Genomic DNA, 21,381 nt, shown 5'->3' with positions numbered 1-21,381 from the left:
GTTCATGGCGGCAGGATCGTCTTAGCCCTGGGCGGACCCGTGAAGCTTCTTTAGACGGAAGGCCAGGGAGATGAACAGGACACCGAACACAATCGCCCACGAGCCGATAATCCACAGCAGGACCAGTGCGCCGAAACCCGGCATGGCGACGAGGGCAAGGCCGAACAGGACAGACACCACGCCTGCGAGCGCGAGCAGCCATTCGTTATTGATGACTTTGCGCAGCTTGATGGCGCCTATGATTTCCAGGACGCCGCGCACGATCGACCAGACGCCGATGAGGGTAACCATGACTACCACGGTAAGGCCGGGCCATCCGAATGCGATGACACCCGCGGCGAGGCTGGCCACGCCTGCCAGCGCCAGCCACCAGCGCGGTACGAGTCCGCCGCCGCGGATGGCGCCGCCCAGTGAAAATATTCCGTCTGCGATCGTGTAGATGCCGTAGACCAGTATCAGCGCAAGCAGGCTCTTGCCTGGCCATAGAAACGCGAGAATGCCGAACAATATGGCGACGATGCCCCTGAGCAGGAGCAGCCACCACGCGCCGCCAATCGCTGCCAGCGGGTTGCGGGCAGTGTCTACCGAGTTTTCAGTCATGAGGGTTGGCTCCTTGGCACGACTCGTGTCGCAGCGATGCGCACCATTCGATATGCAAAACAAATAAGCGACACATACTGGCGTTGCCGATTATAGCAATGGAGCGCTGTTCCACCATAGGATAGAGGCCGGCTCGCGAGGCCCGGTGGGGCCGGCCAGGCGGCTCTTTACTATTCACCCGCGACTGCGCTAGCATGGCTCAAGGGTGGCCTGCGTGACTCCGCTATCGGCGACGACTGAGCTAAGTCCTTGCTTCTCGAATTGTCGAGGCCTTCGACGAATACACCTCTCCGGAAATCTTCAAGACGCGGCGGCTCGTATAACTCTTGCCTCACACGGGGCCGGGTATCTGGAAGACTCGAAGCAATCTATTTTTGCCAGGGGTTCCCAAATGGATACAAGCCAGTCTGCCGATGCCATGACGATAAGCGTCATGAAAAACGGGCCTTATGCAGTCACCGGCGGTCCGCCGTTGTCGAAGCAAACAATCGGCACCAATGCCGCGGGCGAGTCTACGCAATGGCTGCCGGGCGAGGCCTATGCCGTCGGCGAGTCTTACTTTCTTTGCCGCTGCGGCCATTCATCGAAAAAGCCCTTTTGCGACGGCACTCATGCCAAGGTCGGTTTCGACGGCGCGGAAACCGCCAGCCGGGAGTCCTATGCGGCACAAGCGCAAGAAATCAATGGGCCCGTGCTCGCCTTGACTGACGCCGAGCCGCTCTGTGCTTTTGCCCGGTTCTGCGACCGGGACGGCAATGTATGGAATACGGTGTCGCGGGTGCGGTCCGAGCCCGCCCGCGAGGCCTATGTCCGCCAGGTAGGCCAGTGCCCGTCCGGGCGGCTGGTGGCGTGGGATCTGGCCACCCGCAAGCCGATCGAGCCCGAGCTTCCTCCTTCGATCGCCGTGGTGGAAGACCCCCAGCAAGGAGTGAGCGGCCCTTTGTGGGTGCGCGGCGGCATCAAGCTGATCGCAGCCGACGGTGTCGCCTACGAGACTCGAAACCGGATGACGCTCTGTCGTTGCGGCCAGTCGGGCAACAAGCCGTTCTGCGACGGCACCCATGCGAGCGTGGGATTCCGCGACGAATGATGTGGGCGCGAGCCGGAGATCCGCGAATATGAATCTCCGGTTCGCGCACCGCCGCGCGGTGGCGCTTGCCGGTCTAGGGGTTTAGCGATCCGGGCAAGCCGTCGTGGTATTCCCGGGCGGCGGCTTCAGATCGCGCCGCTGGCCTTGTCTTCGATCAGCTTTACGAGCGTATGCAGCAGCCGGTTTGCCGGGGTGGGGACGCCGAGCACCTCGCCGCGCTTTACGATGTAGCCGTTGAGATGATCGATCTCGCTGGGCTTGCCGCGTGCTACGTCCTGGGCCGTGGACGAGTACTGGCCCGGCATGGTCTCGGCGATGCGGCGCACGGCCTGTTCGATGTCGGGCGGCAGGCTTACACCGTCGGCTTGTGCGACGGCGGCGCATTCGGCAACCACGTCGGATATCGAAGCAGGCACGCCGGTGCCGGCGACAAGCCGGCCATAGGGTAGCTGCGAGATGGCCGACAGGGCGTTATAGGCGCAGTTCAGGATCAGCTTGGTCCAGAGCGCGCCGCGTACATTAGGCGAAATCTCGGTGGGCACCCCCGCCTCGATGAACATGCGCGCAATAGCCTCGCTTTGCGTGGAGGGCTCGATGACGAGCTCGCCCCGGCCGTGGTGGCGCACGTGGCCGGGCCCAGCCATTTCGGTGGCGACATACACCACGGCGGCGGCGACTTCTCGTGCGATGACGCCGCGCAGGCGCTCGGCGTTGTCCACGCCGTTTTGCAGCGTGAGCACGAGCGTGCCGGCGGCCAGGTGCGGCCCGATGGACGCGCCCGCGCTTTCCGTGTCCGGCGATTTCACGCAGAACAGCACGAACTGCGCGCCGCTTACAGCGGCAGGGTCGGTGCTGGCCGACAGGTGTGGCCGGCCTATATGTTCGTCGAATTGCTGGGCTTCCAGGCGCAGCCCGTCGCGCTCGATAGCCTGGACGTGCTGTTCGCGCCCGATCAGCACGACTTCGTGCCCTGCGCGCGCAAGCATGGCGCCGTAGTAGCAGCCCACCGCGCCCGCACCCATGACGGCGATATTCATGTCGGATTCCTTTTGCCGGCCCTCATGGCCGCGTAGCTCGTTGCGATGCATATCAATATACTGTACTCGCATTGCCTGCCCGGCTCTTGCGGGAAATGCCGCCTATGCCTATGTGTCGATCGGGGATATTGACGGCTGCGGATTCGACGCGCGACGCAAGAATGGCTTAGCGCTGCCTGGCCGCGCCGTAATATATTTACAGCTATGGCCTGCTGCGCCGCGGCCTGGCGCCCCGGCCAGGGATACTGGAAAGTTATCCGGAAATCATTCGAGCCCCCATGACATCGACTCCATCAGCCCCGCCACCGCCTAGCTTCCGTTTGTCCGCGCTATTCAAATTGCGGCCGGCCGGCCGGCGTTGGCCGTTTGCGGTGCGTGCTTCCTGTTGCATGGGGGTGCCGGTCTTGGCCGGATGGCTGGCCGGCGATGTCTCGGCGGGGCTCATGGCCACGATCGGGGCTTTTACCGCGCTTTACGGCAGCGGCCGTCCGTATTTGAATCGCGCCATTCATCTCGCTGTCATTGCCGTGTCTTTTGCCCTGGCGGTGGCGCTCGGTGTCTGGGCGGCCGAGGTACCGCTATTGGTGGTGCCCGTGGTCGTGCTGATTGCCGTGGCCGCGACTTTCCTGTGCAATGCGCTAAGCGTCGGGCCGCCGGGCGCCTACATGTTCGCGCTTGCCTGCGCCGCTGGCACAGGCATGCCGATAAGCCATTTGTCTGTCGCGCAGGTGGGCCTGCTCGTATTGGCCGGAGGCACGTTCGCATGGCTGGTGCATATGGCAGGAGCCTTTGTCCGGCCCAGGGGGCCGGAACGGGCGGCCGTCGTGGCCGCCGCGCAAGCCGTCGGGCGCTACGCGAAGGCCGTCGGCTCGCCCGGCGAAGACGGCACCCGCCATGCGGCGGCGCTGGCCATGCATCATGCCTGGGCGACGCTGGTTACGCGCCAGCCTGCCCGGCCGCGCCCCGACGGGGCCCTGAGCCACTTGCGCGCGCTCAACCGGGAATTGCACTTGCTGTTTGCAAGCGTCATGAATGCCTCCGGCACAGGCAACGCGCCGATTGCGGATGCTGCCGAGCATGCGCGCCGGATCGAGATCCAGGCCGCGCATCCCACGGACCAGGCGGAACGCACGGAGCCCGCTCATGTCCCGCTGGGCCATTATGGCTGGTCGGAATCGCTGCGCGAGAATTTCCGGCCATGGTCGCCGGCGCTCTTGGCGGCTGCCCGCGTCGGTGTCTCGACGGCCATTGCCGGAACGATAGGCGCGCTGCTGGGCCTGGAGCGCGCCTATTGGACCATGGCGGCGGCGGTCCTGATCCTGCATCAGGGGCTGGACTGGATGCGCAGCCTGCAACGCGGCGTCGAACGCATGGGAGGCACGCTAGTCGGCCTGGCCCTGGCCGGGGCTGTGCTGGCGGGCCACCCCGAAGGCCTGTGGCTGGTGGCGACGCTCATGCTGCTGCAGTTCATCATCGAGATGACGGTGATCCGCAACTACGCGCTGGCTGTGGTGTTCATCACTGCCGCGGCGCTGACCATCGCCTCCGGCGGCCATCCGACCTCTGACATAGGGCATTTGCTATGGGTGCGCGGCGTCGATACCTTCATCGGTTGCGTGACGGGGCTCGTGATACTGACCTTGACGACATCGCGTTCGGCTGCGACGCGCATTCCCCGTGAACTCGTCAAGATGCTGGTGGCGCTGAAAAACGTATTGGGCCATGTCGCCGCGGGAGACGTCGTCAGCCCCTCGGCCCGGCAGGCGCGCCGCGATCTTCAGCATCGCACCATAGTCGTGCTGGAAGCCTATGATTCCGGCGCAGGCTCCAAGCCCTGGCATCGCGACGCTGCGGTGCGCTCCTGGCCCGCGGTGATGGCCGCCCAACGTCTGGCTTATCGCACGCTTTCGACGTGCTGGTCGCTGGAAGAGGCAGGCCCGCAAGCCGCCGCAAGCGCCCGCACGCTGTTCGGCCCGGACGGCGCAAAAGAAGTCGGGCGCGCGCTGGTCGCTTTGGCCCATGCTATTCGCCTAGGCTCGAAGCCCGCGCCGCTTGGGCATTTGCCCGGATTCCTCGATACCGAGATGCACAACCTGCACGACTCTCTGGTGTATGCCGAGCGCAACGGCAATGAGTACGCTTGACCTCTTTCATAGTGCAGCGCCCGGCGAACCCGAACGCATCGGGCCGTGCGCTTTCGTCTTGCACGGATACGCTTTATCCCAGGAGCAGGCCTTGCTGTCCGCCATTGCCGGCATCGAGGATCGCGCCCCCTTCCGGCGGATGGTGACGCCGGGCGGCCTCACGATGTCGGCCGCATTGACGAATTGCGGCGCGCTGGGTTGGACGACCGACAGGCGCGGCTACCTCTACACTGCGGCGGATCCGGATAGCGGCCGTCCCTGGCCGGATATGCCGCAGGCGTTTGCAATGCTGGCGCGCACCGCTGCGGCGGCTGCGGGCTTTCGGGATTTCGAGCCCGACGCGTGCCTGATGAACCGCTATGCGTCCGGCGCCCGGATGTCTCTGCACCAGGACAAGAACGAGCGGGACTTCGGCGCGCCTATAGTCTCGGTGTCGCTGGGCATGTCCGCGACTTTCCTGTTCGGCGGCCTGGCACGGTCCGACAGAGTAATGAAGCTACTGCTGCATCATGGCGACGTCGTGGTCTGGGGCGGCGAAGACCGGCTGCGCTATCACGGCGTGCTGGCGCCGGAAGGGGCCACGCATCCTCTGCTGGGAGACTGCAGGATCAATCTCACGTTCCGCAAGGCGGGTTGAGACGCCCGATGGGCCGGATGCCAACGCCAGAAAGCCGAAGCGTCAGGCTTCGCCGACGCCGTGCAGGGGCACATCCATGCCGGTCTTGACCCTGTCCATGGCAACCAGCGTCTTGAATGCCTTGACGTTGCCGTTCTCGTGGAACAGGCTGCGCGTCAGGCCCACGTATTGTTCCATGTCGCGCACCAAGAAGATCAACACGAAATCGCATTCCCCGGCCACGTAATAGCACTGCTGGATCTCGGGGCAGGCCTTGAAGCCGCGCTGCATTTCCTGCAGCAGGTCGGCGCGCTCGCTCTCGACCTTGACCTCGACGATGATGGTCAGGCCATAGCCCAGGGCCTTCGGGTTGAGGCGCGCGGTGTATTTCTCGATGACGCCCGCATCCGCCAGCAGCCGCAGCCTGCGGTTCACCGCGGCGGTGGAAAGATTCGCGCGTTCGCCCAATTCGCTTTGGGCCAAGCGCGCGTTTTCCTGGATCGCGGCCAGCAGCACATGGTCATGCTTGTCGAGCTTGGGCGCCATGACGGATTCCTCTGCAAATTTTGCCTGTTTATCGATAAATAATTCAATTGTATAGGCATGAATTCGTAAGATAAACGCCTGTATGGGGAATATTATTTCACATAAGCACGATGCCAAGGCCGGCGCCCGAACCGATGCCGGCCACTGCAAGCCTGGCTGATGGGGCGGCCCGGCCCTCGGCCCATTTCTACAGGATGGTTGCATGTCTTCTTCAATTCCCACTCTGGATGCGCAGGCGCTGCTTGCACAGGTCCGCGCCTTGGGCGAGGTCGGCAGCGGCGCCCCAGGCGACGGGCGAACCCGCATCGCGCTTACCGATGCGGACCGGGCCGGCCGCGATCTGCTCGTGCAATGGATGCGCGAACTGGGCCTGGACGTGCGCGTCGATCGCATCGGCAATATCTTCGGCGTCCTGCATGCCGCCACGCATGAAGGCGACCGGCAGCCCCTGATGATAGGCTCGCATATCGATACCGTGCGCAATGCGGGTGCACTGGATGGCTGCTATGGCGTGCTCTCCGGCCTGGCGGTCGCGCGCGCCTGGCGCGCTGCAGGCCTGGCGCCGTCGCGGGCGATCGTGGTGGCGGCCTTTACCAATGAAGAGGGCGTGCGCTTTCAGCCGGACATGATGGGTTCGCTGGTGTACGCGGGCGGCATGGCGCTGCAGGCTGCGCTCGACGTCGTCGGCATCGACGGCGTGCGCCTGGGCGACGAGCTGGCGCGCATCGCTTATGCGGGCGAGCTCGAACCGGGCGCAATCGCGCCGCTCGAATACCTGGAACTGCATATCGAGCAAGGCCCGATCCTGGAGGCCGAAGGGCAGTCCATCGGCGTGGTCGAGAACCTGCAGGGAATTTCCTGGCAGAAAATTACGGTGCATGGCACGGCCAATCACGCCGGCACCACGCCCTTGCGGCTGCGCCATGACGCAGGCTACGCGGCTGCCGCCGTCGTGGCCTTCCTGCGCGAACACGTGGCGGCGCCATCCGGCGGGACTACCCTGGCGACGGTGGGCTCGCTGCGCTTCGAGCCCGACGTCATCAACGTCATTGCGCGCAAGGCGACCTTCACCGTGGACCTGCGCGACCCCGACGAACAGCGCCTGCAGGCGGCGGAAAGGCGCCTGGGCGATTTTCTCGTCGAACTCGCGCAGCGCGAAGGGGTGGAAATCGAGACCGAGCGCCTGGCGCGCTACGAGCCGGTGGTCTTCGATGCCGGATTGGCCGCCGAGATCGAAGCCGCGGCCGTGCGCCTGGGCTACGCTTCGCGGCGCATGACGTCAGGGGCCGGCCATGATGCGCAGATGATGGCGCGCATCGCCCCGGCGGCGATGATTTTCGTGCCCAGCCGCGCGGGGATCAGCCACAACCCGCGCGAGCATACCGACGATGCCCAACTGGTGCAGGGCGCACAGGTGCTGCTGGAGGTGGTGCGGCGTCGTCTCGCGAATGTCCAGGGGGAGGGCCGGCTATGCTGATCGCCAACAAACATGCTGCGCGCATTCCGTACCCCGACGAGCTGCGGTCGATCATGAGCATCGAACGTGCAGAGCAAAGCCGGCGCTGGCTGTCCGGCTGGTCCGGCATTGCGCGTGCCGCGACGCCGCTGCATGAGCTGCCCGGCCTGGCTGCGCGCTTGAAACTTGCCTGGCTAGGCATCAAGGACGAGTCGCTGCGCTCGCCCCTGGGCAGCTTCAAGGCCTTGGGCGCACCGGTCGCGTTGCTGCGCCAGGTCTTGAGGCTGCATCCCGGTTTCGACCCGGAGTCGGTGCTCGCGGGCCGCCATGCCGAGGCTTTGAAAGACTACACCGTCATCAGCGCCACGGATGGCAACCATGGCCGCGCGCTGGCCGCGGCGGCGCGCGATGCCGGTTGCCGCTGCGTGATCGTGCTGCATGCCCGGGTCAGTGCCGAACGCGAGCGCGCCATTGCCGCCTGCGGGGCCCGGATCGTGCGCATTGCGGGCAACTACGATGCCTCTGTCACGGAAGCGGCGAGGCTGGCTGCCGAGCACGGCTGGCAGGTGGTCTCCGACACTTCCTACGACGGCTACGAGGATATCCCCAGGGATGTGATGCAGGGCTATGGCGTGATCGCTTCCGAGCTCGTCGAACAGTCCGGCGGGCGGCCGCCCTGCACGCACGTGTTCCTGCAGGGCGGAGTAGGGGGCCTGGCGGCCGGCGTCATCGGCTATTTGTGGGAAACCTATGGGGCGCGGCGCCCGCGCTTCATCGTGGTCGAACCCGACCAGGCCGATTGCCTCTACCAGAGCGCGCTGGCGCAAAGTCCCGCCTGCGCGTCGGGCTCGGTGGATTCCATCATGGCCGGCCTGGCTTGCGGAGAGGTTTCTCCGCTTGCATGGCGTTTCCTGCGCAACAGCGTCGATCACTTCATGACTATTGCGGACGATGCTGCGATCCAGGCCATGCGCGTGCTTGCGGCGGGCGGCCATGGCGACATCCCCATTGTTGCGGGGGAATCGGGGGCGGCGGGCCTGGCTGGTTTGCTGGTGTCCATGCGCGACGAGACCCTGGCCGGAGCCCTGGGCCTGGACGCAGATTCGAGGGTACTGGTCATCAACACCGAAGGCGCAACCGCGCCGTCGGTATATGAGCAGTGCGTGGGGATGACAGCTTCGTCGGTGTTGTCGCGCCAAGAAGCTTGCTTGGCGCGTCCTTGAGGCGCTAGCGGCCGCAGGGCAGCGACAGGCTGCCAACCACATCGGCCAGCCTGGCGGCGATTTCGCCGCGCAGGCGGGATTCGGGCAGGATGGTTTCGGGGCCGCCGCAGCTCAGCACGTAGGTGCCTTCGCCGGTAATGGCGGTGAATGCGGCCGCCGCGGCGTTGATGCCGGGCTGCCAGTCGCCTATGCCGTAGCAGCAGCCGCCGTCGGCGAAGTCGGCGCAGGCCTTGCGCATGATGGCGGACATGCCGGAAGGCAGTTCCAGCTTCGGCAGCAGGGCGTCTCGTTCCGCCCGGGGCAGGCTGGCAAGATAAGTGCGGCCCATGGTGCTGTCCATGCTGACCCGATAGCCGACGGGCAGGCGCAGATAGAGCGCCGACGAACCGTGCACGGCCTCGACATAGACCATGGACTGCCCGTCGAAGGCGCCCAGCGCCACGGCGCCTCCGGTGGCCCGCGCCAGCGTTTCCATGAGCGGGCGCGCCACTTCGCGCACCTCCAGGCTGGCCAGGCAACCGAAGCCCAGCGCCAGCGTGCCGTAGCCGGGCGCATAGCGCCCCGTTTCCGCGTCGTAGCGCAGGTAGCCCAAGGTCGTCAGCGTGTACACGATGCGGCTGACCGTCGATTTGGCCAGGCCCGTGCGCTCGGCCAGTTCCAGGTTGCCCAGCGACTTGATGCCGGGCTCGAAGCAGCGCAAGACGTTCAGGCCGCGCGCCAGCGCATCGACGAAGTCGGGCGACGAGGTATCGCCCTGGCCGGGCGTCCGCTTGCGGCGCGCGGGGCGGCGAGCAGCCCCGCGCGATTCGGGCGGGGCGCCGGGAGGCGGGGGAAAAGTTTGCATTTGGTGTGCAAGCGCTTTATATTGATCAGAAAAAAAGGAATTGAATCCCATTCTACGGAATTCAAAATAAAAAAGCACCTCATTTCGACAAATCCAGGAGATAAACCATGTTCCGTACCGGAATCCGATTTTTGGCCGCCGCGGTTCTCGGCCTCGTTACGAGCGTCGCGGCGGCTGCAGGCTTTCCCGATCGGCCCATCACCATGATCACGCCTTTTCCCGCGGGCGGCGCTACCGATGGCCTGGCTCGCATATTGGCCGAGCGCATGGGCCGGGCGCTGGGCCAATCGATCGTGGTGGAAAATCGCGCGGGGGCGGCTACGACCATAGGCGCTTCGCACGTCGCCCGGTCCACGCCCGATGGCTATACCATCCTGCTGGCGACCAATTCGACCCTGGTCACCAATCGCTTTCTCTTCAAGAAACTGCCATACGACCCCGATGCCTTTGCGCCGATCGGCATGATAGGCATCGGGCCCATGGTGCTGCTGACGGCCAAGAAAGACCATTTCAAGTCCCTGGCCGATGTGGTGAAAGCCGCCAAGGCCAAGCCCGGCTCTCTGACCATCGCTTCGTTCGGGACGGGCACGTCTTCGCACCTGGCGGCGGAATATTTCCAGAAGATGGCCGGCATAAAGCTGCTGCATGTGCCTTACAAGGGCTCGGCCCAGGCCATGCCGCAACTGATCAGCGGCGAGGTCGATTTGTTCTTCGACATGGTGTCTACGGGCATGCCGCAGGTCGATTCGGGCAAGGTGGGTGTGCTGGCGATCACCAGCAAACAGCGCATGTCTTCGCTGCCCAAGCTGCCGACCATAAGCGAGTCGGGCTATCCCGGCTTCGAGATGCTGGCCTGGTTCACCCTGGTCGCTCCGCCGGGCACGCCCGAGTCCCATACCCATGTGCTGGACAATGCGCTGAAGGTGGCGCTGGCCGACGAGACCGTGCGCAAGCGCATGCTGGCCATGGGCATCGAGCCCTCTGACGGCACGCCCCAGGCCCTGCTCACGCAGATCAAGCAGGAAATTCCTGTTATCCAGTCGCTGGTGAAACGCGCGAATATCGCCGTCCAGTAGTGTCGTGCCGTCTACGCGGTAGGATACGGGGATCGCGCTCTTTGCCGCCGCAAGGTGCGGGCCGGGCCGCCGAGGCGCCGGCCCCGGGCAGGGCGCGAGCATGGAACCGGGCAGTATTCCGGCTTTTCGTTTTCCCTGTCCGCGAGGCGGGCATACCGATGACCGAGGTTTGAATAATGAATGGTGCAGATAGTCTTTGCGACACGCTTTTGGCCAATGATGTAGACGTGTGTTTCGCCAATCCGGGCACGTCCGAGATGCATTTCGTCGCCGCGCTCGACCGCAAGCCGCAGATGCGCTGCGTCCTGGGGCTGTTCGAGGGTGTGGTCACCGGCGCCGCCGACGGCTACGGACGCATGGCGGACAAGCCTGCCGCGACGCTGCTGCACCTGGGGCCAGGGCTGGCCAATGGCCTGGCCAATCTGCACAATGCGCGCCGGGCCCAGACGCCCGTCGTCAACATCGTGGGCGAGCATGCCAGCTACCACATCCAGTACGACGCGCCATTGACCACCGACATCGAGAGCCTGGCGCGCCCCATGTCCAACTGGGTGCGCCGCATAAAGTCGTCCGACGACGTGTCGGAAGCCGCCGCGGCGGCCGTTGCCGCGGCCCGCACCGAGCCGGGCCGCATTGCGACCTTGATCCTGCCCGCGGACGCCGCATGGGGGCAGGCCTCGGCGCCGGTGTCCCGGGCGCAGCCGCCCGCACCGGGCAGTGTCGACGAAGCGACCTTGCAGCAAGCCCGCGAGGCGCTGCTCAACGGGCGCAGAACCATCATCCTGCTTTCGGGCAAGGCCCTGCGCGCGGGCCCGCTGGAAACCGCTGCCCGCATCGCGGCCCGCAGCGGCGCACGGCTGATGGCACAACAAGCCAATGGCCGCATGGAGCGCGGGGCGGGCCGGGTGCCCATCGAACGCGTGCCGTATCCCGTGGACGCGGCCGTCAAGGCGCTGGAAGGCACCGAACAATTGATACTGATCGGCGCCCGCACGCCCGTGGCATTTTTCGCGTACCCGGGCAAGCCTAGCGTATTGATCCCCGAGGCTTGCGAAGTCATTACCCTGGCCAGCCCCGCCGACGATCTGCCGCAAACCCTGGAACGGCTCGCCGACGCCGTGGGCGCCAACGGCGCCACTCCCATCCAGGTCGCCGAGGGCGGCCGCCTGGAATTGCCCACGGGGCCCCTGACCGCCAGCTCCGTCATCCAGGCCATAGGCGCCCTGAGCCCGGAAAACGCCATCATCTGCGACGAGTCGGTCAGCTCGGGCCGCGATTCTTTCAAATGGACCTGGAACGCCGCGCCGCATGATTTCCTGCAGATCACGGGCGGCGCCATTGGCATCGGCATTCCCCTGGCAACCGGCGCGGCAGTGGCTTGTCCCGACCGCAAGGTCATCCTGATGCAGGCCGACGGCAGCGGCATGTATACCGTACAGGGCCTGTGGACGCAGGCGCGCGAGCAACTGGACGTGGTCACCGTCGTCTTCGCGAACCGCCGCTACGCCATCCTGCACAACGAGCTGAAGATGGTGGGCGCGGGCGAACCGGGGCGCAACGCCCGCCGCATGCTGAACCTGGACGAGCCTTCGATCGACTGGGTGCACATGGCGCAGGCTGCCGGCGTCGAGGCGGCCCGCGCCTCGGATTCGGCCGCTTTCATCGACCTGCTGCGCGCCGCGCTGGCGCGCAAAGGCCCTTTCCTGATCGAGGCCGTCATCTGATCGGCCCCACACACGGCAATTCCCGTCCTTATACATCGAGCCATAGCATGAGCGCACTGAGCCCCATCCAGAACCGTGATATCTCTTATCACCTGCACCCTTACACCAATGCCGTCAAGCACGCGCAGGTCGGCCCGCGCGTCATCGAGCGCGGCCAGGGCATATACGTGTACGACGATCAAGGCCGCGAATACATCGAAGGCATGTCGGGGCTATGGAGCGTCGCGGTGGGTTTCAACGAACCCAGGCTGGTGCGCGCGGCTGCGGACCAGATGGGCAAGCTGCCGTTCTATCACACCTTCAGCCACAAGACGCATACGCCCTCGGTCGAGCTGGCAGAAAAACTCGTGCAGTTGACCAAAGGCCGCATGCGCAGCGCCTTCTTCACCAATTCGGGCTCGGAGGCGAACGACACCGTCATCAAGATGGTGTGGTACTACAACAATGCCCTGGGCCGCACCAACAAAAAGAAAATCATCGCGCGCAACAAGGGCTACCACGGCGTGACCGTGGCTTCGGCCAGCCTCACCGGCCTGGCGCCCAACCATCGCGGCTTCGACCTGCCGCTGGCGCAGATGAAGCACGTGAGCTGCCCGCACTGGTATCGCGAAGGCCAACCGGGCGAAACCGAAGAGGCCTTTGCCACCCGCATGGCCGCGGAACTGGAAACCCTGATCCTGGAAGAAGGCCCCGATACAGTCGCGGCCTTCATCGGCGAACCCGTCATGGGCGCGGGCGGCGTCATTGTGCCGCCGGCCACTTATTGGGACAAGATCCAGGCCGTCTGCCGCAAGTACGACGTGCTGGTCGTTGCCGACGAAGTCATTACCGGCTTCGGCCGGCTGGGCACCATGTTCGGCTCGCAGAAGTTCGGCATCGAGCCGGACATCATGGTGCTGTCCAAGCAGATCACGTCTTCCTACCTGCCGCTGGCCGCGGTGCTGCTGGGCGACAAAGTGCATTCCGTCATCGCCAGGTATTCGGGCGAGCTGGGCACATTCGGACACGGCTACACCGCCAGCGGCCATCCGGTTGCCACGGCGGTCGCGCTGGAAAATATCCGCATCATCGAAGAAAGAGGCCTGGTCGAGAATGCCGCCCGGATGGGCGAAGTACTGCAGTCGTCGCTGCGCGCCCTGAACGATCATCCACTGGTGGGCGAAGTGCGCGGCACGGGCCTGATCGCCGCCGTGGAACTGGTGGCCGACAAGAATACCCGCAGGCCCTTCGATCCCCTCGGCAAGATGGGTGCGGCCATTTTCGAGAAGGCCCACGAGCATGGGCTGATCGTGCGCGGCATCCAGGACAGCATCGCCTTTTGCCCGCCGCTCATCATCGACGAGCAGCAGGTCCACGACATGGTGGGCCGCTATGTGGATACGCTGGAGGACGTGCGAAGTCTGGCGGATTGAGGCCGAAAGACTGGGAGACTGAAACAAGCACGGGCCGGGCTATCGGCCCGCCCAGAACATGCGCGGCCATGGCGGCGGAGGGCTCAGCGCTCCGCGTCGGGGCGACGCAGGCAAGTCTCGTACCACTTCGGATTGGGCTCGCCCTGCGCGGCGAACTGCTGCGCCCTGCGTGGCGAGCGCCATATGCCCCCCGCCATGCCGAGCTGGGGCGGCACCGCATACCAGAACCACTTGCCGTCCTGATCTTGCGCAAGCCAGTTCCATCCCTCGGGGGCGTCTGCCCAAGACGGGGCGGACGAGGCTGCGGAGGCTGTATCATCCATGCATCCAGTTTACCCTTTGCGAGGTTGATGCCAGTGAAGCTCAAGGAACGAGTTGCTTTGATAACGGGGGCTGCCGCGGGTATAGGGCAGGCCACCGCCAGGAAATTCGCCAGCGAGGGCGCCACGCTGATTCTGTGCGATCGTTCGGCCGAGGCGGTGCAACGTGAAGCGAGCTCTCTCACGGCCGAGGGCCATCGGGCGGCGGCGTATACGCTGGACGTCACGGACCGGGCGGGCATCGATGCGGTGGTGCAGGACGTGAAAGGGCGGTTCGGCCGTATCGACATCCTGGTCAACAACGCCGGCATCACGCAGGATGCGAGGCTGGCGCGCATGACGGAAGATCAATTCGATGCGGTCATCGATGTCAACCTGAAGGGCGTCTTCCATTGCAGTCAGGCCGTTGCCGACACGATGCTCGAGCAGCAAAGGGGCGTCATACTGAATGCGTCCAGCGTCGTGGGCATCTACGGCAATTTCGGGCAGACGAATTACGCGGCCAGCAAATTCGGCGTCATCGGTTTCACCAAGACCTGGGCGCGCGAACTGGGGCCCAAGGGCATCCGCGTCAACGCGGTCTGCCCGGGCTTCATCGAGACCGATATTCTCAAGACCATGCCGCCCAAGGTGCTGGACGGCCTGCGCGATGCGTGCTGGCAGCGGCGTCTGGGCACGCCCGCCGAGATTGCCAATGTCTATGCCTTCCTGGCTTCGGACGACGCAAGCTATATCAATGGCGCGGCGATCGAAGTGTCGGGCGGGATTTCGCTCTGAAGCGCGGGGCGCGTCGTCCGCCGCCTGCCGTATTTTCCTTGCTTGGATAGACATGGAATCGACTTCCGCTCCTGTTGCGCTCGTCACCGGTTCGACTTCGGGAATCGGCGCCGCCGTAGCCAGGCGGCTGTCCGGGGACGGCTATGCCGTCGTCCTGCATTCGCGCCGTTCCGCAGCGGCGGGGGCAGCGCTGGCCAAGGAACTGGACCGCGCCGTATACGTCCAGGCCGATCTGGCCGACGAGGCTGACCGCCAGCGGCTGGTGCGCGACGCCGTGGCGGCCTGGGGGCGGCTCGATGTGCTGGTCAATAACGCGGGCATCAGCCGCGTCATACCCCATGCCGATCTTGCCGCGGCCACGCCCGAGGTCTGGCGGGAACTGCACGAAGTGAATGTGATTGCCCCCTTCCAGTTAATCGCCGAGGCGCAGCCGGCTCTGCTGCAGGCCGCGGCGCGGGGCAGGGCGGGCTGCGTGGTCAATGTCAGCTCGCATGCGGGCGTGCGTCCCAAGGGGGCTTCCATCCCCTACGCGGCCAGCAAGGCCGCGCTGAACCATACGACACGCCTGCTGGCGCTGTCGCTGGCGCCCGGCATTCGCGTCAACGCCGTGGCGCCCGGATTGGTGGACACGCCGCTTACCGCCGATTGGGCCGAGGCCCGGCAGCTCTGGAAAGAGCGCTCGCCCATGCGCCGCGCCGCCAGCCCCGATGACATTGCCCAGGCCGTTTCCATGATCGCCGCATCCGATTACATGACGGGCGAAATCCTGCTCATGGACGGGGGCTTGAACCTCACCTGAAGCGCCCCCGGGGGGACGCGCCGACGGCGGATCAAGGCGAAGCCACGCGCGTTCGAAAGGCATCACGATGCAGCCTGGATCTTGCATACGCAAGGCTTGGACACATCTTTGCCCGGCGCTCGGCAGGCCCTACCGCCGGTCGTGTCGCGCGGTCGGCTGGCTGACGCCCGGTGCTAGAATTGACGAGCAGTCATGCCCGATCTGCTACCTGCATCCATCCTGGATGCGGGCCGGTCGGGCACGTTCGTCCGCATGGGGCGCAAGTGGCTGCCTTGCGGGCGTGGCGTACCACAGGAGATGATCAAATGAGCGTTTCTCCGATATTGCGGCGGCCCGCGCTGGCATTTGCCGGCGCCGTGCTGGCCGGCTTCATGGTGTCGGCCCAGGCCGCCCCGGTTTCCTTCTCCGTCCCCCTGACCGGTGCGCAACAAGTGCCTCCGGTGCAGACCCAGGGCAGCGGCAAGGCCGACCTCACCTACGATCCTTCCACCCGCGTCGTCACCTGGACGATCACCTTCAGCGGCCTGTCCAGCCCGGCGACGATGGCGCATTTCCATGGTCCCGCCGCCGAGGGCAAGAATGCCGGGGTGAAAGTCTGGCTGTCCCACAAGGGCTCGGCGGTCACCAGCCCCGTGAAGGGCGAGGCTACCTTGTCGACCCAGGACGCGCAGGAATTCGCCGCCGGGCAGTTCTACATCAATGTGCATACCAAGGATCATCCCTCGGGCGAGATCCGCGGCCAGGTGATGCCGCCCAAGGGCAAGTAAGCATCGCCACCCGCCGCAACAGGCTGGCTCAGAGATAAGTGGCCAGCAGTATCGCGACCGCGATGCCGGCCAGCAGCGCGAGCCAGGCCGGCACCGCGGGCGCCATGCGCGGCGCGGCGATATTCGGCGGCAATTGCTTGCGGCCCGTAATCATGGGGCGCAACAGATTCTGCCCCTTGGCCATGGCGTATATCGCGATGGCCAGCACATGCAGCGCCACCGCGGCCAGCAAGGCATACCAGAGTATCGAGTGCAGTGCCGTGATCGCATTGGCGGCCCATGCGGGCATCCAGGCGGTGAAGGGCCCGTCGTCGGCGACATCGTTGTTCACGTAGAGGCCGCTCAGTGTTTCGCCCAGCAGCAGGGCGAGCAGTAACAGCACCATCCAACCGCCGGCGGGGTTGTGCCCGATCTGCAGGTCGGGCTCGTGTACGAAAACATGCCGCAAGTGGCGCAGCGCGGCGCCGGGCGTGGTCACGAAATTGCGGAAGCGCGAGCTTGCGCTGCCCCAGCACCCCCACAGCAGCCGGAAGATCAGCAGCGCGAGCAGCGCCTCGCCGATGCGGGCATGCCAGCCCATCCAGTTCAGCTTTTCGCTGGCGTAGGCGGCGGCGACCAGGATCACCACCAGCCAATGGAACAGCCGCGTGGGAAGATCCCAGACGCGCACCGGGCGCAGGCCCGGGCTATGGTCAGAATCCCGCATCATGCCTCTCCTTGAGATCGGCGCCTATGTCGGCCGGGCAGCCGGCCAAGCTTGCGAGCGGGGATGCGAGGTGCAGCGTACTCGGGCCCGGCCGGATATGCCGGCCGGGATGCGCCGGAACCAGGCTAAGGCTTGACGTCGGACACGCCTTTTTTCAGGCAGTCGTGATAGCACGCGGCGACGATGATGTCGGGCCTGTCGTCGACGATGAAACCATCGCGGTTGGGCATCTTCACCGCCATCAGTGTCTTGGCATCCACCTTGGCATCGGGGCTCATCAGCTTGTTCTGGCTGAGTATGTAGCCTACCACGGCATACACCTGGTCGTTGCTCAGGGACTGGGGCGCCTGGAAAGGCATGGCGCGGCGTACGTAGTCGAACACCGTGGTGGCGTAGGGCCAATAGCTGCCCACGGTCTTCAAGGGCTTGGCGGTCGCCAGGCTGCCTTGTCCGCCCACCAGCGCCGGGCCCATGCCGCCTTGCAGCTTGGCGCCATGACAGGCCGCGCAGGTGCTCTGGAAGATTTTCTCGCCCATCTGCACGGTGCCGCTGCCGGGAGGCAGGTTCTTGCCGTCGGGCGCGACATCTATGTTCCAGCCGGCGATCTGTTGCGGCGTGGCGGGCGTGCCCAGGCCGTACTTGCCGTGAGCCGGGGATTCCGCGTGCGATCCGCCCGCGGCCAGGCAGAGCGCCGCTGCGCCGGCCAGTATCAATGATTTATGCGCGGCCATTTGTCACCTCTCCGTTGGCGTCGATCTTCCAGGGCTGGATAGCGTTGTTGTGGTAGAAGGAAACCTTGCCGCGCACGTCGATGAGCTGTTGCAGCGTGGGCTGCACATAGCCCGTCTCGTCGATGGCGCGGCTCATGATCATGAGCTCTTCGCCATGCCAGTCGAAGGGTGCGCGAAAAGCCGTGAGGGCCTTGTCCAGCACGGGGGCATCCAGCGTGGCCGGATACCAGTTGTCGCCGCCGTCGACCGAGACGTCGACATTGGTGATCTTGCCGTGGCCGCTCCAGGCGATGCCGCGCATTTCGTGCTTGCCCTTGCGGGTGAGCTTGTGGGTGCCGGACGGCGCGGTGATGAGCGACTTGCATTCCATCACGAAAGAAAACTTGCGCGCCTTGCCGTTGGCCAGCAAGTCGGTGTATTTGGCGGTTTCTTCGCGGGTGTAGGCGGGCGCGTCGGTGACGTGCAGGCGGCGCAGCCACTTGACGTTCATATTGCCCTCGAAGCCGGGCACCAGCAGGCGCAGCGGATAGCCCTGCTCGGGGCGCAGGCGCTCGCCGTTCTGGCTGTATACCAGCATGGCGTCGTCCAGGCATTTCTCGATGGGGATGCTGCGGTCCATGGCGGCGCCGTCGGCGCCTTCGGCGATCACCCATTTCGCTTGCGGCTTCAGGCCGCATTCTTCCAGCACCGTCTTCAGCGGCACTCCGGTCCATTGCGCACAGCTGAGCAGGCCGCAGACTTCGGCCGCGGTCTTGCCCCACGGCGGAGTGAACGAGGGGTTGCCGGAGCATTCCAGGAAGTGGATGCGCGACTGCGACGGGAACTGGCGCAGCTCGTCGACCGTGAAGAGCAGCGGGGTGTCGACCAGGCCGTGCACCATGAGCCGGTGCTGGGCGGGGTCTATCTGCGGCACGCCCGCATGGTGCCGTTCATAGAAAAGCCCGTTGGGCGTGATGATGCCGTCCAGGTCTTGCAGCGGAGAGGTGCTATAGGCCGACATCGGTTCGGTCAGGCCCGGATAGAGATGGCGAATGACGGAGGATTCGTATTTGGACGGAGTGCCGTAGGGCTTGGCCGTGGGAGCCCCGAGGCTGCGGGTCCAGGGAGGGATGTTCGGCGGCAGATCAGCGCCGGGGGCCGCGGCTGGAGCGGCCGCGGCGGTCTCGGCCAGTGCTTTGCCCGCCAGGCCCAGCGTTGCCACGCTGCTCATCACGGCGCCGCCGCGCGCCAGGAATTTGCGCCGCGAGGGCGCGTCCGAACGCGGCCCGCCGGGGCCGCCCGTAAGCGGCTCCAGGCTGAAGTCATCGGTGTTTTTCAGGTGTTTGCTCATGCGGTAGACCCTCCTGTTGCCGGCTTCGCTCGTTGGCTTGCCTGCCGGGAAAATAAACATACCGACCGATCGGTCTATTTGTGCTGGCAGTATATAGAAATCACGCAAGGGTTTCCAGCATTTCCCGGCCTGGCGGCGCGTTTCGCAGGCGCGGCGGCCCGGGTGCGCCTGGCCACGTCCGGCCGCTTGCTAAAATCGATTGCCTCGCCGCCGGGCGGGGTTTGGCCATACCAGGCGAGGAAATCATCCGATGGGCACACGAGCGGCAAAGACGGTCCAGGCGGCCGTGACGGCCGAGAAGGGCGGACGCGGCGCGTCCACGCGGCAGGCCATATTTGCCACCGCGGCCCGTCTTTTTGCCGAAAAGGGCTACCACGCCATCGGCATGGCCGAGCTGGGCGAGGCGGTCAAGCTGAGCCGCGGCGCCTTGTACCACCATATCGGCAGCAAAGAAGAAATCCTGCACGACATCTGCTGCCGCTACATGCTGGAGCTGCTGCGATACGGACGCGAGCTGCTGGAACAGGAGTCCGATCCCGGGCGGCGCCTGGACATGCTGGGCGCCCACCTGCTGGATGTGATCGCCCGGCATCGCGCCGAACTTACCGTGTGTTTCCGCGAAAGCCACTCACTGACCGGCGAGCGGCGCGCCGAAGTGCTGGGCCTGCATGCCGCATACGAGAATATCTGGCGCATGGTCCTGGAGGACGGAGAGCGGGCGGGCCGGTTCAAGCCTTATTCCCGCTACAGGCTCAAGGGCCTGCTGGGCATGCACTATTACAGCTACCTGTGGATGCGCCCCGAGGTCGACGACCCCGCCGCGGTCGCGGCGGTGTTCAACGATATCGTGGCTACCGGCGTGCGGGCCGGCTAGGGTGCGGTAGGCTTGGGCGCGGCAGCAGCGATCCGCACATGCCGGTTGCGGCCTGCGAACCAGCCGTTGACGCCCGACCCTATGCTCAACGCGATGAATAGCCACGAAGTCGCGCTGTAGCTGCCCGTCCAGCCGTGCAGCAGGCCCACCAGCAAGGGGCCGATGGCGGCCAGGACATAGCCCACGCTTTGCGCCATGCCCGAAAGATGCGCGGCGACGTGCGAGTCGGGCGAGCGCAGGACGATCACCGTGAGCGCCGCTGCGAACAGGCCGCCCTGGCCCACGCCCTGTATCACGGCCCACATCCAGACCATGGACAGGGGCGCGAACAGCAGGCCCAGCAGCGCGAGTCCGGCGATGGCGGACAGGGCGGCATTGAACAGGCGCTGATCCTTGCAGCGCACGGCCAGCGGCGGCACCAGCAGGCTCACCACCACCTGGATCAATATCGACACGGAAACCACCAGGCCGGCCGTGACGCCGCTCAGGCCGCGGTCGCGCAGGATGGGCGCAAGCCAGCCCATGACGCAATAGGCCAGGGCGGACTGCAGGCCCATGAACAGGGTGACTTGCCAGGCGAGCGGATCGCGCGTCAGGCCGCGTACTCGCCGGGCGGGAGCGCGCGGACGGGTGCCGCGGCTGCCCAGCGACTGCGGCGCCCAGACCAGTGCCACCACGGCCGCGGGCAGGGCCCAGACGGCCAGCGCGGCCGTCCAGGAATCGCCCATGGCATGCGCCAGCGGCAGCGTGAAAGCGGCCGCCGCCGCGGCGCCGCCGCACAATGCCATGGTATAGAGCCCCATCATGCCGGCGGTATGTCCGGCGAAGTCCCGCTTGACCAGGGCCGGCAGCAGCACATTGCCCACGGCGATGCCGGCGCCGGCAAGCGCCGAACCGATGAACAGGCCCGAGATGCTGCCCTGGCCGCGCAGCGCGGTGCCGGCGGCCAGCAGCACCAGCATGCCCAGCAGCGTGCGTTCCATGCCGTAGCGTTGCGCAAGGCCGGGAGCCAGGGGGGCGAACAGGCCCAGGCACAGCACCGGCAGCGTGGTCAGGTAGCCGGCATTGGCCGAGGACAGGCCGGTGTGGCGAATGATTTCGGGCAGCAGCACCGACAGACTGGAAAATACCGGTCGCAGGTTGAAGGCGATCAGCATCAGGCTGATGCCGAGCAGAACCAAGGCCGCGCCGCGCGACGCATGAGCTTGGGCCAGGGATGGAGACGTGGCGGATTTATCGGGGGCCGAGGACATGATTCAGTTCGATGTGGCGGATATGGCGTATGTATGAGATTGCGGCGTGCAAGCGG

The 21,381-nt window shown here is 65.7% G+C and carries 21 protein-coding genes; 12 read left to right on the top strand and 9 right to left on the bottom strand.

Going from position 1 to position 21,381, the window contains the following annotated elements:
- Positions 1-21 precede the first annotated feature (21 nt).
- Entirely contained in the window at positions 22-600 is a 579-nt protein-coding gene (locus tag KVP10_RS02380) for an HdeD family acid-resistance protein (RefSeq protein WP_217962855.1), read from the bottom strand.
- Positions 601-991: 391 nt separating this feature from the next.
- On the opposite strand from KVP10_RS02380, the gene KVP10_RS02375 reads away from it, so the two are divergent.
- Entirely contained in the window at positions 992-1,690 is a 699-nt protein-coding gene (locus KVP10_RS02375; protein WP_246600246.1) for a CDGSH iron-sulfur domain-containing protein, read from the top strand.
- A gap of 125 nt (positions 1,691-1,815) precedes the next feature.
- Here KVP10_RS02375 and KVP10_RS02370 read toward each other — a convergent pair whose 3' ends face one another.
- Positions 1,816-2,727, bottom strand: a complete 912-nt coding sequence (locus KVP10_RS02370) for a ketopantoate reductase family protein (RefSeq protein ID WP_217962854.1) — start codon at positions 2,725-2,727, stop codon at positions 1,816-1,818.
- Positions 2,728-3,170: 443 nt separating this feature from the next.
- Here KVP10_RS02370 and KVP10_RS02365 point away from each other — a divergent pair, with 443 nt between their 5' ends.
- Together KVP10_RS02365 and alkB are read left to right on the top strand one after the other, a co-directional pair.
- Positions 3,171-4,871 (top strand): FUSC family protein, encoded by a 1,701-nt coding sequence (locus KVP10_RS02365; protein ID WP_217962853.1) that lies wholly within the window; start codon positions 3,171-3,173, stop codon positions 4,869-4,871.
- Positions 4,858-5,508: a DNA oxidative demethylase AlkB gene (gene alkB / locus KVP10_RS02360; protein WP_217962852.1), complete on the top strand. Its 651-nt coding sequence runs from the start codon at positions 4,858-4,860 to the stop codon at positions 5,506-5,508. Before KVP10_RS02365 ends, alkB begins: the two co-directional genes overlap by 14 nt.
- Before the next feature lie 42 nt (positions 5,509-5,550).
- Here alkB and KVP10_RS02355 read toward each other — a convergent pair whose 3' ends face one another.
- Entirely contained in the window at positions 5,551-6,033 is a 483-nt protein-coding gene (locus KVP10_RS02355) for an Lrp/AsnC family transcriptional regulator (protein WP_217962851.1), read from the bottom strand.
- A gap of 202 nt (positions 6,034-6,235) precedes the next feature.
- Here KVP10_RS02355 and KVP10_RS02350 point away from each other — a divergent pair, with 202 nt between their 5' ends.
- Positions 6,236-7,510 carry a Zn-dependent hydrolase gene (locus KVP10_RS02350; RefSeq protein ID WP_217962850.1) on the top strand — a complete coding sequence of 425 codons (1,275 nt, stop codon included), beginning with the start codon at positions 6,236-6,238 and terminating at the stop codon, positions 7,508-7,510.
- The gene (locus tag KVP10_RS02345) at positions 7,504-8,712 is read left to right on the top strand and encodes a diaminopropionate ammonia-lyase (protein WP_217962849.1); all 1,209 of its coding nucleotides are present in this window, start codon (positions 7,504-7,506) and stop codon (positions 8,710-8,712) included. The genes KVP10_RS02350 and KVP10_RS02345 overlap by 7 nt, the downstream gene beginning before the upstream one ends.
- A gap of 4 nt (positions 8,713-8,716) precedes the next feature.
- Here the strand turns inward: KVP10_RS02345 and KVP10_RS02340 are convergent, their stop codons facing one another.
- Positions 8,717-9,556: an IclR family transcriptional regulator gene (locus KVP10_RS02340; protein ID WP_217962848.1), complete on the bottom strand. Its 840-nt coding sequence runs from the start codon at positions 9,554-9,556 to the stop codon at positions 8,717-8,719.
- A 107-nt stretch (positions 9,557-9,663) separates the two neighbouring features.
- On the opposite strand from KVP10_RS02340, the gene KVP10_RS02335 reads away from it, so the two are divergent.
- From KVP10_RS02335 to KVP10_RS02325, 3 genes are all read left to right on the top strand, one after another.
- Positions 9,664-10,632: a Bug family tripartite tricarboxylate transporter substrate binding protein gene (locus tag KVP10_RS02335; RefSeq protein ID WP_217962847.1), complete on the top strand. Its 969-nt coding sequence runs from the start codon at positions 9,664-9,666 to the stop codon at positions 10,630-10,632.
- A 176-nt stretch (positions 10,633-10,808) separates the two neighbouring features.
- On the top strand, positions 10,809-12,356 hold the full coding sequence (locus tag KVP10_RS02330) for an acetolactate synthase large subunit (RefSeq protein ID WP_217962846.1): 1,548 nt from the start codon (positions 10,809-10,811) through the stop codon (positions 12,354-12,356).
- 47 nt (positions 12,357-12,403) lie between these two features.
- A complete protein-coding gene (locus KVP10_RS02325; protein ID WP_217962845.1) occupies positions 12,404-13,768 on the top strand; it encodes an aspartate aminotransferase family protein in 1,365 nt (454 codons plus the stop codon).
- An 83-nt stretch (positions 13,769-13,851) separates the two neighbouring features.
- Here KVP10_RS02325 and KVP10_RS02320 read toward each other — a convergent pair whose 3' ends face one another.
- Positions 13,852-14,091: a hypothetical protein gene (locus KVP10_RS02320; protein ID WP_217962844.1), complete on the bottom strand. Its 240-nt coding sequence runs from the start codon at positions 14,089-14,091 to the stop codon at positions 13,852-13,854.
- Between the two features lie 33 nt (positions 14,092-14,124).
- Here KVP10_RS02320 and fabG point away from each other — a divergent pair, with 33 nt between their 5' ends.
- From fabG to KVP10_RS02305, 3 genes are all read left to right on the top strand, one after another.
- Positions 14,125-14,865 (top strand): 3-oxoacyl-ACP reductase FabG, encoded by a 741-nt coding sequence (fabG, locus tag KVP10_RS02315; protein WP_217963069.1) that lies wholly within the window; start codon positions 14,125-14,127, stop codon positions 14,863-14,865.
- A 52-nt stretch (positions 14,866-14,917) separates the two neighbouring features.
- On the top strand, positions 14,918-15,664 hold the full coding sequence (locus KVP10_RS02310) for an SDR family NAD(P)-dependent oxidoreductase (RefSeq protein WP_217962843.1): 747 nt from the start codon (positions 14,918-14,920) through the stop codon (positions 15,662-15,664).
- A 305-nt stretch (positions 15,665-15,969) separates the two neighbouring features.
- Positions 15,970-16,431 (top strand): CHRD domain-containing protein, encoded by a 462-nt coding sequence (locus KVP10_RS02305; RefSeq protein WP_217962842.1) that lies wholly within the window; start codon positions 15,970-15,972, stop codon positions 16,429-16,431.
- Between the two features lie 28 nt (positions 16,432-16,459).
- Here the strand turns inward: KVP10_RS02305 and KVP10_RS02300 are convergent, their stop codons facing one another.
- From KVP10_RS02300 to soxC, 3 genes are all read right to left on the bottom strand, one after another.
- On the bottom strand, positions 16,460-17,140 hold the full coding sequence (locus KVP10_RS02300) for a cytochrome b/b6 domain-containing protein (protein WP_217962841.1): 681 nt from the start codon (positions 17,138-17,140) through the stop codon (positions 16,460-16,462).
- Positions 17,141-17,262: 122 nt separating this feature from the next.
- Positions 17,263-17,868: a c-type cytochrome gene (locus KVP10_RS02295; protein WP_217962840.1), complete on the bottom strand. Its 606-nt coding sequence runs from the start codon at positions 17,866-17,868 to the stop codon at positions 17,263-17,265.
- Positions 17,855-19,078 carry a sulfite dehydrogenase gene (soxC, locus tag KVP10_RS02290; RefSeq protein WP_246600290.1) on the bottom strand — a complete coding sequence of 408 codons (1,224 nt, stop codon included), beginning with the start codon at positions 19,076-19,078 and terminating at the stop codon, positions 17,855-17,857. The genes KVP10_RS02295 and soxC overlap by 14 nt, the downstream gene beginning before the upstream one ends.
- Before the next feature lie 370 nt (positions 19,079-19,448).
- Between soxC and KVP10_RS02285 the strand changes: the two genes are divergently transcribed.
- The gene (locus KVP10_RS02285) at positions 19,449-20,072 is read left to right on the top strand and encodes a TetR/AcrR family transcriptional regulator (protein ID WP_217962838.1); all 624 of its coding nucleotides are present in this window, start codon (positions 19,449-19,451) and stop codon (positions 20,070-20,072) included.
- Here KVP10_RS02285 and KVP10_RS02280 read toward each other — a convergent pair.
- The gene (locus tag KVP10_RS02280) at positions 20,069-21,325 is read right to left on the bottom strand and encodes a CynX/NimT family MFS transporter (RefSeq protein WP_217962837.1); all 1,257 of its coding nucleotides are present in this window, start codon (positions 21,323-21,325) and stop codon (positions 20,069-20,071) included. The genes KVP10_RS02285 and KVP10_RS02280 overlap by 4 nt on opposite strands.
- Between the last annotated feature and the right edge of the window lie 56 nt (positions 21,326-21,381).

The sequence above is a fragment of the Candidimonas humi genome, from assembly GCF_019166065.1.
GTDB lineage: Bacteria > Pseudomonadota > Gammaproteobacteria > Burkholderiales > Burkholderiaceae_B > Candidimonas > Candidimonas humi.
This window is presented reverse-complemented; position numbering and strand designations above follow the sequence as displayed.

Coding starts and splice junctions, on each gene's coding strand:
- KVP10_RS02380 (WP_217962855.1), bottom strand. CDS start 600: ATGACTGAAAACTCGGTAGACACTGCCCGCAACCCGCTGGCAGCGATT.
- KVP10_RS02375 (WP_246600246.1), top strand. CDS start 992: ATGGATACAAGCCAGTCTGCCGATGCCATGACGATAAGCGTCATGAAA.
- KVP10_RS02370 (WP_217962854.1), bottom strand. CDS start 2,727: ATGAATATCGCCGTCATGGGTGCGGGCGCGGTGGGCTGCTACTACGGC.
- KVP10_RS02365 (WP_217962853.1), top strand. CDS start 3,171: ATGGCCACGATCGGGGCTTTTACCGCGCTTTACGGCAGCGGCCGTCCG.
- alkB (WP_217962852.1), top strand. CDS start 4,858: ATGAGTACGCTTGACCTCTTTCATAGTGCAGCGCCCGGCGAACCCGAA.
- KVP10_RS02355 (WP_217962851.1), bottom strand. CDS start 6,033: ATGGCGCCCAAGCTCGACAAGCATGACCATGTGCTGCTGGCCGCGATC.
- KVP10_RS02350 (WP_217962850.1), top strand. CDS start 6,236: ATGTCTTCTTCAATTCCCACTCTGGATGCGCAGGCGCTGCTTGCACAG.
- KVP10_RS02345 (WP_217962849.1), top strand. CDS start 7,504: ATGCTGATCGCCAACAAACATGCTGCGCGCATTCCGTACCCCGACGAG.
- KVP10_RS02340 (WP_217962848.1), bottom strand. CDS start 9,556: ATGCAAACTTTTCCCCCGCCTCCCGGCGCCCCGCCCGAATCGCGCGGG.
- KVP10_RS02335 (WP_217962847.1), top strand. CDS start 9,664: ATGTTCCGTACCGGAATCCGATTTTTGGCCGCCGCGGTTCTCGGCCTC.
- KVP10_RS02330 (WP_217962846.1), top strand. CDS start 10,809: ATGAATGGTGCAGATAGTCTTTGCGACACGCTTTTGGCCAATGATGTA.
- KVP10_RS02325 (WP_217962845.1), top strand. CDS start 12,404: ATGAGCGCACTGAGCCCCATCCAGAACCGTGATATCTCTTATCACCTG.
- KVP10_RS02320 (WP_217962844.1), bottom strand. CDS start 14,091: ATGGATGATACAGCCTCCGCAGCCTCGTCCGCCCCGTCTTGGGCAGAC.
- KVP10_RS02310 (WP_217962843.1), top strand. CDS start 14,918: ATGGAATCGACTTCCGCTCCTGTTGCGCTCGTCACCGGTTCGACTTCG.
- KVP10_RS02305 (WP_217962842.1), top strand. CDS start 15,970: ATGAGCGTTTCTCCGATATTGCGGCGGCCCGCGCTGGCATTTGCCGGC.
- KVP10_RS02300 (WP_217962841.1), bottom strand. CDS start 17,140: ATGATGCGGGATTCTGACCATAGCCCGGGCCTGCGCCCGGTGCGCGTC.
- KVP10_RS02295 (WP_217962840.1), bottom strand. CDS start 17,868: ATGGCCGCGCATAAATCATTGATACTGGCCGGCGCAGCGGCGCTCTGC.
- soxC (WP_246600290.1), bottom strand. CDS start 19,078: ATGAGCAGCGTGGCAACGCTGGGCCTGGCGGGCAAAGCACTGGCCGAG.
- KVP10_RS02285 (WP_217962838.1), top strand. CDS start 19,449: ATGGGCACACGAGCGGCAAAGACGGTCCAGGCGGCCGTGACGGCCGAG.
- KVP10_RS02280 (WP_217962837.1), bottom strand. CDS start 21,325: ATGTCCTCGGCCCCCGATAAATCCGCCACGTCTCCATCCCTGGCCCAA.